The 14,255-nt window shown below is 53.9% G+C and carries 19 protein-coding genes; 7 read left to right on the top strand and 12 right to left on the bottom strand.

Annotated features, from left to right (window positions below; translation table 11 throughout):
• The first annotated feature begins 50 nt into the window (after window positions 1-50).
• Window positions 51-962 carry a recombination-associated protein RdgC gene (rdgC, locus tag AAGR22_RS05985; protein ID WP_067705162.1) on the top strand — a complete coding sequence of 304 codons (912 nt, stop codon included), beginning with the start codon at window positions 51-53 and terminating at the stop codon, window positions 960-962.
• A gap of 42 nt (window positions 963-1,004) precedes the next feature.
• Here rdgC and ppnP read toward each other — a convergent pair whose 3' ends face one another.
• The 4 genes from ppnP to aroL all read right to left on the bottom strand — a co-directional run bounded on the left by ppnP (window position 1,005) and on the right by aroL (window position 3,336).
• Complete coding sequence (gene ppnP / locus AAGR22_RS05980) at window positions 1,005-1,295, bottom strand: pyrimidine/purine nucleoside phosphorylase (protein ID WP_067705159.1); 291 nt, start codon at window positions 1,293-1,295, stop codon at window positions 1,005-1,007.
• Window positions 1,296-1,363: 68 nt separating this feature from the next.
• Entirely contained in the window at window positions 1,364-2,218 is an 855-nt protein-coding gene (locus AAGR22_RS05975; protein ID WP_345830905.1) for an AroM family protein, read from the bottom strand.
• Window positions 2,219-2,516: 298 nt separating this feature from the next.
• Window positions 2,517-2,708 carry a YaiA family protein gene (locus tag AAGR22_RS05970; protein WP_067705156.1) on the bottom strand — a complete coding sequence of 64 codons (192 nt, stop codon included), beginning with the start codon at window positions 2,706-2,708 and terminating at the stop codon, window positions 2,517-2,519.
• A 103-nt stretch (window positions 2,709-2,811) separates the two neighbouring features.
• Window positions 2,812-3,336 (bottom strand): shikimate kinase AroL, encoded by a 525-nt coding sequence (gene aroL / locus AAGR22_RS05965; RefSeq protein ID WP_345830904.1) that lies wholly within the window; start codon window positions 3,334-3,336, stop codon window positions 2,812-2,814.
• Between the two features lie 301 nt (window positions 3,337-3,637).
• On the opposite strand from aroL, the gene AAGR22_RS05960 reads away from it, so the two are divergent.
• Window positions 3,638-4,339, top strand: a complete 702-nt coding sequence (locus AAGR22_RS05960; RefSeq protein WP_345830903.1) for a DUF2076 domain-containing protein — start codon at window positions 3,638-3,640, stop codon at window positions 4,337-4,339.
• Window positions 4,340-4,381: 42 nt separating this feature from the next.
• On the opposite strand, the gene AAGR22_RS05955 is transcribed toward AAGR22_RS05960, so the two are convergent.
• Window positions 4,382-4,837, bottom strand: a complete 456-nt coding sequence (locus tag AAGR22_RS05955) for a YaiI/YqxD family protein (protein WP_067705149.1) — start codon at window positions 4,835-4,837, stop codon at window positions 4,382-4,384.
• A gap of 178 nt (window positions 4,838-5,015) precedes the next feature.
• Here AAGR22_RS05955 and proC point away from each other — a divergent pair, with 178 nt between their 5' ends.
• The gene (gene proC, locus AAGR22_RS05950) at window positions 5,016-5,825 is read left to right on the top strand and encodes a pyrroline-5-carboxylate reductase (RefSeq protein ID WP_067705147.1); all 810 of its coding nucleotides are present in this window, start codon (window positions 5,016-5,018) and stop codon (window positions 5,823-5,825) included.
• Window positions 5,826-5,928: 103 nt separating this feature from the next.
• Here the strand turns inward: proC and AAGR22_RS05945 are convergent, their stop codons facing one another.
• From AAGR22_RS05945 to cspA, 6 genes are all read right to left on the bottom strand, one after another.
• On the bottom strand, window positions 5,929-7,464 hold the full coding sequence (locus AAGR22_RS05945; protein WP_345830902.1) for an FAD-dependent oxidoreductase: 1,536 nt from the start codon (window positions 7,462-7,464) through the stop codon (window positions 5,929-5,931).
• A 216-nt stretch (window positions 7,465-7,680) separates the two neighbouring features.
• A complete protein-coding gene (locus AAGR22_RS05940; RefSeq protein WP_345830901.1) occupies window positions 7,681-7,989 on the bottom strand; it encodes a PsiF family protein in 309 nt (102 codons plus the stop codon).
• Between the two features lie 162 nt (window positions 7,990-8,151).
• Window positions 8,152-8,412, bottom strand: a complete 261-nt coding sequence (gene iraP, locus AAGR22_RS05935; protein WP_067705141.1) for an anti-adapter protein IraP — start codon at window positions 8,410-8,412, stop codon at window positions 8,152-8,154.
• Between the two features lie 222 nt (window positions 8,413-8,634).
• Complete coding sequence (locus tag AAGR22_RS05930; protein ID WP_156484978.1) at window positions 8,635-8,799, bottom strand: hypothetical protein; 165 nt, start codon at window positions 8,797-8,799, stop codon at window positions 8,635-8,637.
• Between the two features lie 186 nt (window positions 8,800-8,985).
• On the bottom strand, window positions 8,986-10,191 hold the full coding sequence (locus AAGR22_RS05925; RefSeq protein WP_345830899.1) for a multidrug efflux MFS transporter: 1,206 nt from the start codon (window positions 10,189-10,191) through the stop codon (window positions 8,986-8,988).
• Window positions 10,192-10,361: 170 nt separating this feature from the next.
• The gene (cspA, locus tag AAGR22_RS05920) at window positions 10,362-10,574 is read right to left on the bottom strand and encodes an RNA chaperone/antiterminator CspA (protein WP_013200976.1); all 213 of its coding nucleotides are present in this window, start codon (window positions 10,572-10,574) and stop codon (window positions 10,362-10,364) included.
• Between the two features lie 467 nt (window positions 10,575-11,041).
• Between cspA and AAGR22_RS05915 the strand changes: the two genes are divergently transcribed.
• The 3 genes from AAGR22_RS05915 (at window position 11,042) to AAGR22_RS05905 (ending at window position 12,968) form a co-directional block, all read left to right on the top strand.
• Window positions 11,042-11,713 (top strand): MarC family NAAT transporter, encoded by a 672-nt coding sequence (locus AAGR22_RS05915; RefSeq protein ID WP_067705136.1) that lies wholly within the window; start codon window positions 11,042-11,044, stop codon window positions 11,711-11,713.
• A gap of 202 nt (window positions 11,714-11,915) precedes the next feature.
• Window positions 11,916-12,161 carry a biofilm development regulator YmgB/AriR family protein gene (locus AAGR22_RS05910; protein ID WP_345830893.1) on the top strand — a complete coding sequence of 82 codons (246 nt, stop codon included), beginning with the start codon at window positions 11,916-11,918 and terminating at the stop codon, window positions 12,159-12,161.
• 294 nt (window positions 12,162-12,455) lie between these two features.
• On the top strand, window positions 12,456-12,968 hold the full coding sequence (locus AAGR22_RS05905; protein ID WP_345830891.1) for a redoxin domain-containing protein: 513 nt from the start codon (window positions 12,456-12,458) through the stop codon (window positions 12,966-12,968).
• 30 nt (window positions 12,969-12,998) lie between these two features.
• Here AAGR22_RS05905 and AAGR22_RS05900 read toward each other — a convergent pair whose 3' ends face one another.
• A complete protein-coding gene (locus tag AAGR22_RS05900) occupies window positions 12,999-13,295 on the bottom strand; it encodes an I78 family peptidase inhibitor (protein WP_345830889.1) in 297 nt (98 codons plus the stop codon).
• Between the two features lie 187 nt (window positions 13,296-13,482).
• Here AAGR22_RS05900 and AAGR22_RS05895 point away from each other — a divergent pair, with 187 nt between their 5' ends.
• Window positions 13,483-14,139 (top strand): CPBP family intramembrane glutamic endopeptidase, encoded by a 657-nt coding sequence (locus AAGR22_RS05895; protein WP_345830887.1) that lies wholly within the window; start codon window positions 13,483-13,485, stop codon window positions 14,137-14,139.
• The last annotated feature ends 116 nt before the right edge of the window (window positions 14,140-14,255 follow it).

Raw genomic sequence — 14,255 nt, 5'->3', positions numbered from 1 at the left:
GCTGTCGTTGAATTCGCGCGCCTGATGCGCGCATGGAGAGGGAAAGCATAATGCTGTGGTTTAAAAATTTAATGGTATATCGTCTGAATCGTGAGATCCCGCTGGCGGTTGACGAGATGGAAAAACAGCTTGAGGCCTTCACCTTTACTCCCTGCGGCAGTCAGGATATGGCGAAAACCGGCTGGGTATCGCCAATGGGACCGCGCGGCGACGCGCTGACCCACGTTAATAAAGGCCAAATCCTGATCTGTGCCCGTAAAGAAGAAAAAATACTGCCTTCGCCAGTGATTAAACAGGCACTGGAAGCCAAAATTGGCAAGCTCGAAGCCGAGCAGCAGCGTAAGCTGAAAAAAACCGAGAAGGACTCGCTAAAGGATGAAGTGCTGCACAGCCTGCTGCCCCGCGCCTTCAGCCGCTTTAGCCAGACCTTCGTGTGGATCGACACCGTCAACAATCTGATTATGGTTGACTGCGCCAGCGCAAAAAAGGCCGAAGACACGCTGGCGCTGCTGCGCAAATGTCTGGGTTCGCTGCCGGTGGTCCCGCTGACGATGGAAAGCCCGATTGAACTGACCATGACCGAATGGGTGCGCTCAGGTGAAACGCCAGCCGGATTCGCCCTGATGGATGAAGCCGAACTCAAAGCCCTGCTGGAAGATGGCGGCGTTATCCGCTGTAAGAAACAGGACCTGGTCTGCGATGAAATCGCTAACCATATTGAGGCCGGCAAGCTGGTGACCAAACTGGCGCTCGACTGGCAGGAGCGCGTACAGCTGCTGCTCTCTGACGACGGATCGCTGAAGCGCCTGAAGTTTTCAGATACGCTGCGCGAGCAGAACGATGATATTGATCGTGAAGATGTCGCGGCGCGATTTGATGCAGATTTTATCCTGATGACCAGCGAACTGGCGGCTCTGATCGTGAATACCGTCGAGGCGTTAGGCGGGGAAGCTCAGCGTTAAATCGTGAGGGGAACGGGGGCGGTGACACCGCCCCTGATAAGCTTAATCTTTCAGATAGCGACACAGGTAAGAAGAGGGTTCAGCCACCTGTAAGTGAAATTCGCTGTGGCCCGGAACGTTAAAGACCTGGCCTGGCTCAAACAGCTTCCATTCCGTTTCACCCGGCAGTAAAGCTTTCAGCGAACCGCTTACCACGGTCATCTCTTCCGGCTGGCCGGTGCCAAAAGTATATTCTCCCTCTGCCATTACACCGACGCTGGCACGGCCCGTACTGGCGCTGTCAAAACCAATTGATTTCACCTTTCCGTCGAAGTACTCACTGACGTTGAGCATATCACTATCCTTACATTATATTGAAAGACACAGGTATTGTGGCGGGCAAAAAAGCCAGGCTTCCTTGCTTACTCCATGAGTTCCACCGCCAGTTTTGCAATAAGCATATTTGACAGTACTACAGGGATCCCAAGTAGTTTCTGTAAAAAATCTCGATGCCGCTGATGATAACCAAGACAGTCCAGTACCACGACGTCTGCCCCTTTCTCCTGGAGCAACAGCGCCGCATCGATCAGCTCCTCGTCGCTCAGCGCCCACGGGCTGGCGACGGCAAAGTGAGGCCGCTGACTCAGGCTACGCCATTTACGCGCCTGTTCCGTAAGAAACTCTTCCCGCGCGACGACAATGCCTACCTGATGTCCGGCAGTAATCGCCTCCACCAGCGGAGGGAGCAGGCTGTAAGGCTCAAGCAGGGCGGCGCTGCGGGTAACGAGGTTTTTATATTCTCCGCTACAGAGCAGGAGCAGGGTTTCATATCCCTGCTGCTCAAGCCCATCAATGCGCTTTTGCAGTTCAGCCTCAACGCGCGCAGCGGACAGTATCAGGTGACTGCCATCTTCCAGACGCGCCATAACGATGCTCTCACCGTCGATAGGAGCATACAGGCTTTCGATTTCCTCAGCGGTGAGATTATCCAGCAGGCCGACGTGAACGATGTGATCCTCGGGCATCAGTTCGGTCAGTAGCGGTCGCAAATCGCTGCTCGATGCCGGGCCAAGGGTCAGGGCGACCAGTCGTTTCGTCGTCGCAGCCGCCTCAGTGGGGGCCGCCTGCTTCACCGCTGGCTGCTGGAACCGGTCATCTTCGGGGGGCGTCGTCGATACAGTGAGCGTCTCCTGCCCGGTCGTGGACAAGGTCTCTGGTGATGAAAGGGGATCGGTCAAATAATCAATCAATGCTCTGTCCAGTAGAATTTCGGTCATACGCGTTCGCGTAGCCGGTAAATAACGCGGGTGTCACTCAGCCGAAAATAAGGGGATGCCGCTGCCGGGTCAAGCGAGTATCCGATTAAACAGCCCAGAGTAGCCAGCAGAATATGTTAGAAACATCGCCTGCCCCCCAATTTAGATCCAGTTATTTTCGTTAACTTTGCACATTAAGCGGCATAAGCGCGAATTATCAGCCAGATAAGCTAAATGCCGGGGGATATTCCGAAGTTGAACATGCCCGGGCTGACGGAATAAAAAAACGCAGTGCATTACGGCATCCCTGCCGGTGGCGTCACTCTTTCTCTTTATCTTCGTAGCGCGCCTTGGCATCCTGCGCTTCCTGCTCTGATTCATGTTCGCTAATAAGCGTACCCGCCTTAGGATGATCAGCACGCAGTTCATACCAGGTTACCGTGCTGCCTGATACACCCTTTTCTACCGGGACAATCGTTGCGACACGAGGATACGGTGGTCTTGTTGGCATATAACTCCCCTTCCTTTATCAATAAGATTCTGTCCGCCGGTGAAGCCGGACACCATCAGGTCTGAATTAAGTATAGACAATTATTGACATTTTTCGGGAAGAATCAAACCGCGCGCGCCAGTGAGAGTGAGTGAATAATCGCTTCCACGACGCTCTCTGGCGTTTGCATCGCGTTGATTATCCCATGGGCCGCATCATGGTAAAGGCCATCGCGAGCCGCCAGTACCTCGATCATTTCATCAGCAATAGGACGCCCCGTAAGCGTCGGGCGCTGGTCCTTTTCTGGATAGGCCTCAAGACGTGCGGCAAGCACGCCCGCGTCAGCATTCAAATAAAGCACCCTTCCCTGTTCGCGCATATACCGACGGTTTTCCGCCGCCAGTACCATGCCGCCGCCGGTGGCGATCACCGTAAAGGGTGCGGTGACATCTTTAAGAGCCTGGGTTTCACGCTGTCGAAAGCCACTCCATCCCTCTTCCGCCACGATCTCCGCGACGGTACGCTGCGTGATAAGCTGGAGATGACTGTCGGTATCACGAAAGGTGTAGCCCAGCGCAGAGGCTAATGCCTGACCGACGGTGGTTTTTCCGCATCCGCGTGCGCCGATCAGATATAGGGGTAACGACATAACTGGCACTTCCTCACCCGTTTGCGGCACGCACCGCAACATCAGGCCGATAATGATTAACTTTGCACCGCATGATACCGATAAAATTCCTGCACCACCAGCAGTAACGTTTTCCTTACACCACCAGTGCGGTATAAAGCTTAAAAGCCGATATTTTACATAAGGTTAATAGCTGTAAATTTTTATTTACATAAACGCCCTTTTACCCTATTTTGCTGGCAACATTTCCTTACCCGAAGGGCATTTACTTTCCTTACGGGTGGCTCAAAATAGCGTTATCGCCCGTTTCGGAGGATTACCTGTGCAGATCGAAGAACAAAAGTTAATAGAAAGTCTGTTTGGCCGTTTAAAGCAGGCTGAAACTCAGTCGGGCCCGCGAGACGCGTCAGCTGAAAAGCTGATTCAGCAGCAGCTCCAATCGCAGCCGGGCGCGCCTTATTATATGGCTCAGGCTATCCTGATTCAGGAAGCGGCCATGAAACAGCTGAACAATCGCGTCAGCGAACTGGAAGCGAAGCTGGCGCAACAGCAGCCTCAGCAGAGCAGCGGCGGATTTCTTTCCGGCCTGTTCGGCGGCGGCCAGCGTCAGCAACAACCGACGCAGCAGGCACCTCAGCAGTCAGCCTGGAGCAGTGCACCTGCGCCTCAGCAGCAGCAGCCGGCATACGCGCCTCAGCCGGCCGCGGCCCCTACCGCTTCGCGCGGATTTCTGGGCGGCGCGCTGCAAACCGCAGTTGGCGTGGCCGGTGGCGTGGTGATGGCTGATATGCTGACCAGCATGTTCCATAAATCACAGCCAGAAGAGATTGTGAATATTATCAATGAGCCTGCCATGCCGCAGGAGAGCTTCGATAATAACCTTGATACCTTTAACGGTAACGACGGTCAGTTTCTGAATCAGGACGCCGGGCTACAGCAGGATAACGGTAGCAGCGATTTTGCTGGCTTCGGCAATGACGGCTATGACGATGACGACTTCGGAGACGACGACAGCTTCCTCTGATCCTGCCAGCGGGTGGCGATATGCCACCCGCTACGCTTCCCCTCAGCCGTTATTTTTTTGCGACCGCAGCCATTTATCCAGTTCATTCGCAAACTGCTGCCGGTCGCGCTGATTGAGCACCGCTGGCCCGCCCGTTTGTACGCCGCTGGCGCGCATCGTATCCATAAAATCACGCATGGTCAGCCGCTCACGAATCGTGGCGTCACTGTAGCGCTCCCCACGAGGATTCAGCGCCACGGCGCCCTTCTCCATTACCTCCGCCGCCAGCGGAATATCGGCCGTTACCACCAAATCGCCCGGCTCAGCACGCCGTACGATTTCGTTATCCGCGACGTCAAACCCCGCAGCAACCCGAAGGGTACGCAGGAAGCGCGACGGCGGCACGCTTAGCGACTGATTAGCAACCAGCGTCACCATCATCTGCTCGCGTTCGGCGGCACGGTAAAGTACCTCTTTGATCACTTTTGGACACGCATCGGCATCTACCCAGATTGGCATCGCCCTTTCCTTTTACATAATGACAAAATTAAGCACGATCTTGCCGTTCTTTTCAGAAATGGCAAATGTAATCTGCTGGCGTTGCCCCCTCTTTTTACTGACTCGCGATCCACGCTGAATTAAGGTAGTGAATGCAGTAAGCTGTTTACAGCGTAAACCAGATAAATAAGGGAGCAGGATGATGGATAAGAAAATCGGCTTTATCGGCTGTGGCAATATGTCGCAGGCCATTATCGGCGGACTGGTCTCGTCCGGTCAGATAAAAGCTGAGGACATTTGGGTTTTCGACCATAAGCCCGCAACCAATCAGGCCATGCAGCAGAAGTATGGCATCACGCCCGCCGACAGCGCTGAGCAGGTAGCAAAACAGGTCGATATCCTCTTTGGCGCCGTCAAACCTAACGTTATCCTTAACGTGCTGAACGACGTGGCGGGCAGCCTGAACAAGGATACCGTCGTCGTGTCCATTGCTGCGGGTATCACGCTGGATGCTCTGGCTGGCGTGCTGGGTCACGATCGCAAATTGATCCGCGTGATGCCAAATACGCCTGCGCTGGTCAATGAAGGAATGACCTCTGTTACGCCGAACGTACTGGTGACGAAAGAGGAAGCGGACGAGATCGTGGCCATTTTCCGCGGCTTTGGTAAAGCCGCGCTGGTGCCGGAGTATATGATCCACGCCGTCGTGGGCGTGAGCGGTTCAGCGCCGGCCTATGTCTTTATGTTTATTGAAGCGATGGCCGATGCAGCCGTATTGGGCGGCATGCCCCGCGCGCAGGCGTATGAGTTTGCAGCGCAGGCGGTGAAGGGCGCCGCCCAGATGGTACTGGAAACCGGTAAGCATCCTGCCGAACTGAAAGATATGGTTTGCTCACCGGGTGGCACCACCATTGAAGCGGTCAGAGTGCTGGAGGAGAAAGGCTTTCGCACGGCAGTGATAGAGGCAATGCAGAGCTGCATGGCGAAATCGGACAGCATGAGTAAATAAACGCGATTCCGTCAGGCAGGGGGAAGGTTCTCTTCCCCCTGCGCATAACTTCCCGATTATCAGAATAAATGGCCTGTCGCGGCATCGGCCAGACCGGCCGTATTTACTCGCTTAGCGCCTTTTCTGCCAGCGCTGCGGTTTCCTGTATGCTCATCGGCTTCTCCATTCTTTTGATCAGTTCGGCGGTAAAAGTGTACATTCCACAGGACGCCGCGGCCACCAGCCTGCCCTCCTGACCATAGAGCGCAATAAACTTATCCTCTAACGATCCCACCAGCTGATAACTATCCCACTCGCTGGCGTGCCCAAGGTACTCATAGCGCGTCCCAAACTGTGCGGTCCAGAAAAAAGGCACCCGATCAAAGGTTTCACCCCGTTGCAGCATATTCTTAGCCGCCGTCCTGCCCTGCTGCTGAGCCACGCGCCAGTGCTCAATACGCTGGTAGCCTTCAGAGACCGGATAGCTGACGATATCCCCCGCAGCCCAGACGTTTGGCGCGACTTCCAGCGTATCGTTGGCGGTCAGGCTGCCGTCGTCACGCAGGGGGATATCGTGAATAAACTGCGTGCCCGGCGCGACGCCCGTTGCCAGTAGTACCACGTCGGCCACTATCCGCTGACCGTTCTTTAACATCACGGCACTGACTTTGCCATTGTTTCCCTCCAGGCCCGCGACGTCGCCGTCGATAAACCGGACGCCCTTGCTTTCATGCAGCTGGCGAAACCAGGCTGCCAGCTGTTCGCCAAAGGGCTTCCTGAACGGTAGCGGATCGCGGGCGATAACCTGAACATCCACCTCCTGGCTACGCAGCGCGGAGGCCAGTTCCATACCAATAAAGCTGTTACCGACGATCACCAGTTTCTTCGTGCTATCCACGTCCTGCAGCAGTGTGTCCGCCTGCTCAATACTGCGCAGGACATGCACCCCGGCGAGCGCCTTGCCTTCGAGATCCGGGCGCTGGGGAATGCCGCCGCTGGCAATCAGCAGTTTGTCATAGCGGAGCTGGCTGCCGTCCGCAAAACGCAGGATCTGCTGGCGGCTGTCAAGCTGCTCGACATCGCCCTTTTTTTGCTCAGCAAAGGCGAAGAAGTCTTCATCCAGCGGGGACGGAACCTCATCTATAGCCATATTGCCGGAGGGAACAAATTTAGTCAGTACGGTGCGGTCATAGGGCGCTTCCGACTCGCGATCGACGACTACCAGCGTGCCCTTAAAACCCTCCCGGCGTAGCGTCCAGGCGGCGGCGCTTCCCGCGGCCCCCGTGCCCAACACCACATAAACCGGCGCGTCCTTCTCTGCCGATGCCGCCAGGGGATAAAGCGGGGGCAGAGGCTCGGGATCAATCTGCACCATACCGTTTTCAATTTTTACCGGATAACGCTGCAAATCGCTTAACGCCAGGGGTTCACACAGGCTGCCGTCCTCCAGGCTGAAGTTAGCCTTATGCCAGGGGCAAACCAGTCTGCCATTATAAATTGCCCCCTGCTCCAGCGGCGCGCCTGAATGCGGACATTTTGCCTGAAAGGCCTTAACCGCTTCGCCTTCGCGGATCAGAAGTATGTCGGTATCACCGATCGGTACCCTCACCGGCTCCAGTTCGGGAAGATCCTGTAATACGATTGCATTTTGATAGCTCACGACAATGCTCCTTATTATTTTCGCGCGAAATTTTTTGCGCTGTAATTTTATGACATGCAGGTTAAGCCTGGCATTGACGAGGGTATTTTTAGTGAAACTGGCAGGATCAAAGCGTAAATTAATGGCTAAATGGCTGTATTTCGGGGAGTTTAAAAGTTTAAGGAAATATGAATGTTAAGCGCGGGCGATCAATGGGCCTCGTGAGGCCCATCGCTGTTAACTCTTTTTCAGGCAGCTGCTCATAAAGGTTTTACGCTCGGCTCCCTTGAGTGATTTCTCACCGGCCTGTGTATTACAGGTTTTCATTTTTGCCTGCTGTGGCGTGATGTTACTCGCCGTACTGTCCTTTTTCAGACACTGGCTCATAAAGGTTTTACGGGCATCCCCCTTCAGCGATTTTTCACCCGCCTGCTGGTTACAAAGGGTCATTTTTTGCTGCTGGACGGTTTTTTCTGCCGCGTTAGCGTATCCGCTGGCTAAAAGTGCAAGCCCCAGGGTGGCGGCAAGGCAGGTTGTCTTGATCATTTGCTACCTCTTAACGATTAATTTCGTATTAATTCTGGCAGGGATTTCTTCTCACGCAAAAAAATTCAGGCATAAATACGCTGCGGCGATCGCAAAACTGTCTGTAAGGGACACATTGCCCGGGAGCACAATGGGCGGGATGCTCCCGGACGACAGAGGCGCTTAGTGACGAGGGTGGATAAGCAGTCGCTGAATATAATTTTCCAGCAGGGAAGCATCGCTGCCAGGGGTGGCATGCTCATCCGAAGCGAGTTTCAACGCCGTACTGACGCTGTCGGTAATTTGCTGAAGATGATCGCCATCCAGTTTACGCAGCAGGGCAGTAACCACAATTTCCAGTGCTTCTACCTGGGCCACTAACTCTTTGGACTCTTCTTCTTTTTCCGCCAGTCTGACTAAAAGTTCTGAAATAAGGATTTTCATGCGAATGTCTCAGCGGTTAAAGGCGGAACGTTACCACCACCACCGGCAAAAGAGAATAAGCCATAATAGGTATTTTTATACCCTATAAGATAATCTATTCAACAACCTGGAGATGACGGTACGGTAAAACGGATGTTAACAGGCGAAGGGGTTAAATGGCGGGATACCGGGTACTGACGCGGGCGATAAACCAGAGGCATAGCGCCTCTGGTTTAGTCGTGCTTAGCGGCCAGCGCCCATATCAAAGCCACCGCGTGGACCGCCGCCGCCGCCGCCGCCCCCCCAGCCGCCACCACCACCGCCGCCGCCGCCCGGAGGTGGGAACAGGCAACCGCTCAGAGCGGTAACCAGTGCAATCACACTTACTGCTTTAATTAAACGACTCATTATTATCACCTCATGGTAGCGTTGGCGGTGATAGTAAGCGGCCGCGTCACTCCCCACAATGCAGAATCATCCGGTTAAGGGCCATTTTTACCCAGAGTAACGACGCTTAACGCTTTGCTGTCAATAAGCCGCGTAAAACCTGCCTGTTCGCGCAAACCGGCCTTTGTCATCAGACAGGAAAGTCGCTTAAAGGACAGTATGGCCGCGCTTTACTCTGCGCCAGTGCCAGAGTAGCTGTATGGTATTCGCCAGTACCGCGACGGCGGTGGCCGCAAAAACCCAGCGAAATCCTCCCACGGCGGAAACGCCAGCGCCAATGAGCGGCCCCACCACGTTGCCGAGGTACATAAATGACTGGTTATATCCGAAGATGCGCCCTGTTACCCTGTCGCTGGAGTAGCGGAGTAACAGGGTCTGCACCGCAGGCATCATCGCCCCTTCGGCAAAGCCCATCAGAAAACGTAGTATGCCCAGCTGAACGACACCATTTACCCATGACATCCCTATAAACAGTATGATGGTCAGCGCCAGAGCGGCAAAAAGAATGCGCTCGGCACCGATTCTGTCGCCAAGCTTACCCAGCCGGGGAGCCGATAACAGCGCAGATACGCCCGGAATTGCCGCCACCATCCCACTGATAAAGGCAATATTCTGCGCGTCAGGCGCGAGCTGCCTGACAAAAAGCGTCAATATTGGACTAATGGATCCGTTGCAGAGCTGGATAACCATCGTGGTGACAAACAGGCTGATAATCAGGCCGGGGTGCGACAGCGATCGAAACACCCCGCTCCCGCTGAGCTTCTCCTCACGGCTCACCCGTTTAACCCCACCCTCTTTAATCAGAAAGAGGGTGATCAGGAAGCTGGTAAGTAACAATGCCGACGTGACAAAAAAGACCGCGCGCAGCCCCACCCAGTCGGCAAGAAAACCGCCCATCAGCGGCCCCATGATCACCCCACAGATTTGCGCCGTTGACACCATGCTCAGCGCCCATCCGCTTCGATCGCGTGGCACCTGGGTTGCCACCAGCGCCAGCGCGTTGGGAATATAGCCAGAAGTCAGCCCCATCAGCGCCCGCAGCAAAAATAGCTGCCAGACGTTGGTGACAAAAGCCTGTAAGAAAATCACCAGGCCCATGCCCAGCGAGGCGCGCAGCAGCATCAGCTTTCGCCCCTTTCTGTCAGCCAGGCTGCCCCACATCGGCGAGACAATAGCGGAAATCAGGAAGGTAATACTAAAAATCAGCCCTGACCACAGGGTAAGCGCCCTGGGATCGGTCACGCCAAGCTGTTCTACGTAAAGGGGGAGGAAAGGAATGATCTGACTGATAGCCAGTCCGGTAAACAGACAGCCAAACCAGACTGAGATGAGGTTAACTTTCCAGGATTCCATTGGCGGGTAAACATAACCTTATGGCAACAGCGTAGGGTTTCCTATTAAACCGCGTTTATGCTGAATGATAAACGCAAAAAACCCGCCATAAGGCGGGTTTTTATTCACTTTCAGCATGAGCAATATCGGGAAACCCTTACTGCTCGCTGCAAGTGGGAGTCTCTAAAAACTTACAGCGCAGTTACGTTAGCTGCAGCTGGGCCTTTCTGGCCGTTTTCGATAGAGAACTCAACTTTCTGGCCTTCTTCCAGCGTCTTGAAGCCGCCGTTCTGAATTGCAGAGAAGTGTACGAACACATCTTTGCTGCCGTCGGTTGGAGAGATAAAGCCGAAACCTTTCTCAGCGTTGAACCATTTTACTAAACCAGTCATTTTGTTAGACATTTGTCTTTCCTTCAAAAAATGTAATAAGCCGCAAGGGCACGGGGTTTGTCAACAGGGCGGACTTATGAGGCACTTAAGAAGGAAGTCAGGAAGAAGAGATATCTGAGATAGCGCTTTAACTGATAACTGCTTTAATAAATTTGCTCGCATACGTTGTCTGTTTCAAAACCGACGGTGCATTTACTCACAATGAAGAAGTCAGCACAAGCACTCAGTGATAAAAAAAAAGGCTTCGCACATAACACTCTGAAATATAATGTTTTTATTTTTGTTTGTTTTTTAACCCCTCATTCTGTTATCCCTAAATACACACGCCATTAACTTCACCATCACTAAAATCCGCATTTTTTAACCTTACTGCCGGACCCTTTATTAGGATAATTTCCCTTTAACACTTCGCAGGAAAAGGATGCCAGGGCATCATAACGGCATCACTCTGTCTGTCTGATATCTCAAGGAAAGAAAGCATGTTTGAACTGATGAAGGCCGTGGGCCTCGGATTAGTTGTGATTCTGCCCCTCGCCAACCCTTTAACCACCGTGGCCCTGTTCCTGGGGCTGGCGGGAGATATGAATTTTAGCGAACGGAACCGGCAGTCGCTGCAGGCATCCATTTACGTTTTTATCATCATGACCGTGGCCTTTTATGCGGGTAACGCCGTTATGGATACCTTCGGTATCTCTATTCCGGGATTACGCATCGCAGGTGGTCTGATAGTGGCCTTTATTGGCTTCCGTATGCTGTTTCCACAGCAGCAGGCGGGCCACTCGGTTGAGGCGGAACATAAGCTGGATGAGCTGAGCGAAAGTAAGACGGTCAATATCGCCTTCGTGCCACTGGCCATGCCCAGCACCGCCGGGCCAGGCACCATTGCGATGATTATCAGTGCGGCCTCTACCGTTCATCACAACAGTGAATTTACCCCCTGGGTGCTGGCCGTTGCTCCCGTTCTGACCTTCTTTATGGTGAGCCTGATTTTGTGGATTTGCCTGCGAAGCTCAGGTGCGATTATGCGCCTGGTCGGTAAAGGCGGCATTGAAGCCATATCCAGGCTGATGGGCTTCCTGCTGGTGTGCATGGGCGTTCAGTTTATTATTAACGGTACGCTGGAAGTGATCAGAACGTATCCCGCCAGTTGAGGAGCATAAAAGCGGAGAGGAAATATTTCTGATTGTTACTGGACTTCCTGCCGCCCCCATCCAAAATATTAATATCCTTTATGATAATTAATCATAGAGAGGGGGCCTGCGTAGTGAGCTAAGCGGAGCGCGCGTGGGAATGATCACCCGAATCTACCGGTACGCCGCCGGGGGATTCGGTGCCGTTTATCCGGAGCAGGCTATGAGCCACCAATCAGCGGGTGCAGGACGCGCCATCACCGATTACTTTAACAGTCCGGCCTTCCATGCACCGGCCGAAGGTGAACTGCTGGCGGTGATTATGAACGAACTGCTACGCAGCGGCAGGCCAGCCACCCGAAAAGCGATCATTAGCAGCGTGATCGCCAGACTGGAGGGCGAAGCGGATGAGGCGTTACTCCAGGGATATCGCAATCTGCTGTACCGCCTGCTGGATGAGAACAGGTAATCGCATTATCAGACCCGCCGCACGTGGTTAATCCCCCCCCCTCTCCACCCACCCGCAATCTATTCTTAACCTGCTGCCTACCCCCTGGCCGCACGTCGGGCTTACCCAAATTTACAGTAGTAATAGTTACGAGGGGAAATTATCGGGTTATCATAGCCTTGCCTTTCCGAAAACAGCGCAGGCAGCTCTGTCGGACACAGGGATAAACTTCAAGGGAAATGAATATGAAAACACCATCTCTCCTCTTCTACGCTGCCCCACCTCAACCCTGCTACTGGCCTCTGCGAGGTAAGTATGTTTCAGGATGAACCCTACCGACCAGCCTGGCTGCTGCCGCTGATGATAATCGTGGTTATCGGCCTTTATCTGTTAGCAGCACAGCGCGCGCCGCATCCCCCTGCAGGTTTTGCCGAGGTGTTGATGCACACCATCGACGGCAGAAGCGTCACCCTGACGACTCTGAGCGAAAAAAAGCCCCTGCTGCTGTTCATTTGGGGTACGGGGTGTGGTGCCTGTCCCTTTACCCTGCCCGCCGTCTTGTCACTTGGCGATAAGGGAAGGAATGTCGTTATCCTGGTACGGCAATCGGGGGATGATATTCACGTTATTCGCCAGTTGCAGAGTAAAAACCTGGCGCTGCCGGTAGTGAACGATCCTGGCGGCACGCTAACGGCAGACTGGGAGATCGACACCCTGCCCGCCATCCTTATTCTCTCGAAGGGGAAAATAGTCTCTTCCACGACGGGCTGGACCAGCGAATGGGGCATACGCCTGCGCCTGTGGTGGGCAAAAAAATCACATCGTTAGGCTCAGGCCGGCCATCTGCCGGCCTGAGGGTTAGCCACAGTAGGCGCGGGCAATATTGCCCTGGGCATCACCCATAAAGTTAAGTCGATTGAGGTTAAAGTCCATCGTTACCGCAGAGTTATAGGGGATGGCCCGCACGGGATGGTCAAACCTGAGCGCGTCGACTGACGACAGGGGCTTACCCACGAACTGCTGATACTCAGACGCGCCGCAGCGGTCCATCTCCGGATCAACCTGCGTATCCTTTGCGCCCTGTTTTCCAGACGACTGGCAACCCGCCAGCCCAGCCAGCATGATACCCATCGCGATTTTTCCATAACGGTTCATTTATCCACTCCTGTTTTGCAATTAACTGTGGCGATTAAGCGGCAGGTTAGCAGAGTTTCGCAACAATTGAGAAAGGCTTTTGAATTTGACCCTGGCCCTGTTCGCGTACACGACAACGTGACGTTCTGGCGCGCAGCGACAGGATAAATCAGTTACCCTTAGCAGAATTTGGCCTGGGGCGTACCTGATGAACAATCCTGATGAGAGAATAACCCGCACGCTGCTTTGCGCAGGCGTATGTCTGGTGTGGTACACCCTTACCCTGGTGGTAAGCGTACTGCCCGACCTCACCGCCCTGCGCCAAAACGGGATGCTGGTGCCGGTACTCTGTGGGCTGGAGTTTGCCGTGCTGGTGCCGCTCTATTTTTGGACTTCACGCCGCTACCCCCTCATTCCGCAGAGCAAGCTCAACCTTCGCCAGCTTCTTATCTTCATCGCGCTACTGCTGATGCTTATTCTTTCGCAGTCGTTTTACCTGTCTCACGAAAGCTGGACCGGTAGCCAGCTTGGCGACGGGCATCGCCGGGTGGTGATTTTTGCGCTGGCGGTCGTCCTGCTGGCCCCGGTTTTTGAAGAGATGGTGTTTCGCGGCTTTCTGCTTCAGGGGCTGCTGCTATGGGCACCACAGCAGCGGCTGGTCTGCGCCCTGATCGCCTCGTTAATCTTTGCCGCTTGCCATATGCAGTACACCCATCCCCAGACGCTTATTGCCCTGACCGCGCTTTCACTGCTGCTTTGCTACGCCCGCCTCGTTTCAAATGGACTTAAGCTGCCCATCCTGCTCCATATGCTGAACAATCTGATTGGCGTCTCTCCCTGGCTGTGGATTGCCGCTACCCGCTAACCGTTAGACAAAGGTTAAGCTTTTATAACCTGTACGATTTTCTTATAACCAAAACACATATCTATAGCGAATAATCTACTATTTATCTGACACAAGGGTCATCTACACTCGCGCAA

The organism is Erwinia sp. HDF1-3R, assembly GCF_039621855.1.
In the GTDB taxonomy this organism is placed as follows: domain Bacteria; phylum Pseudomonadota; class Gammaproteobacteria; order Enterobacterales; family Enterobacteriaceae; genus Erwinia.
Note: the sequence above shows the minus strand (reverse complement) of the source record. Positions and strands in the feature narration are given on the sequence as shown.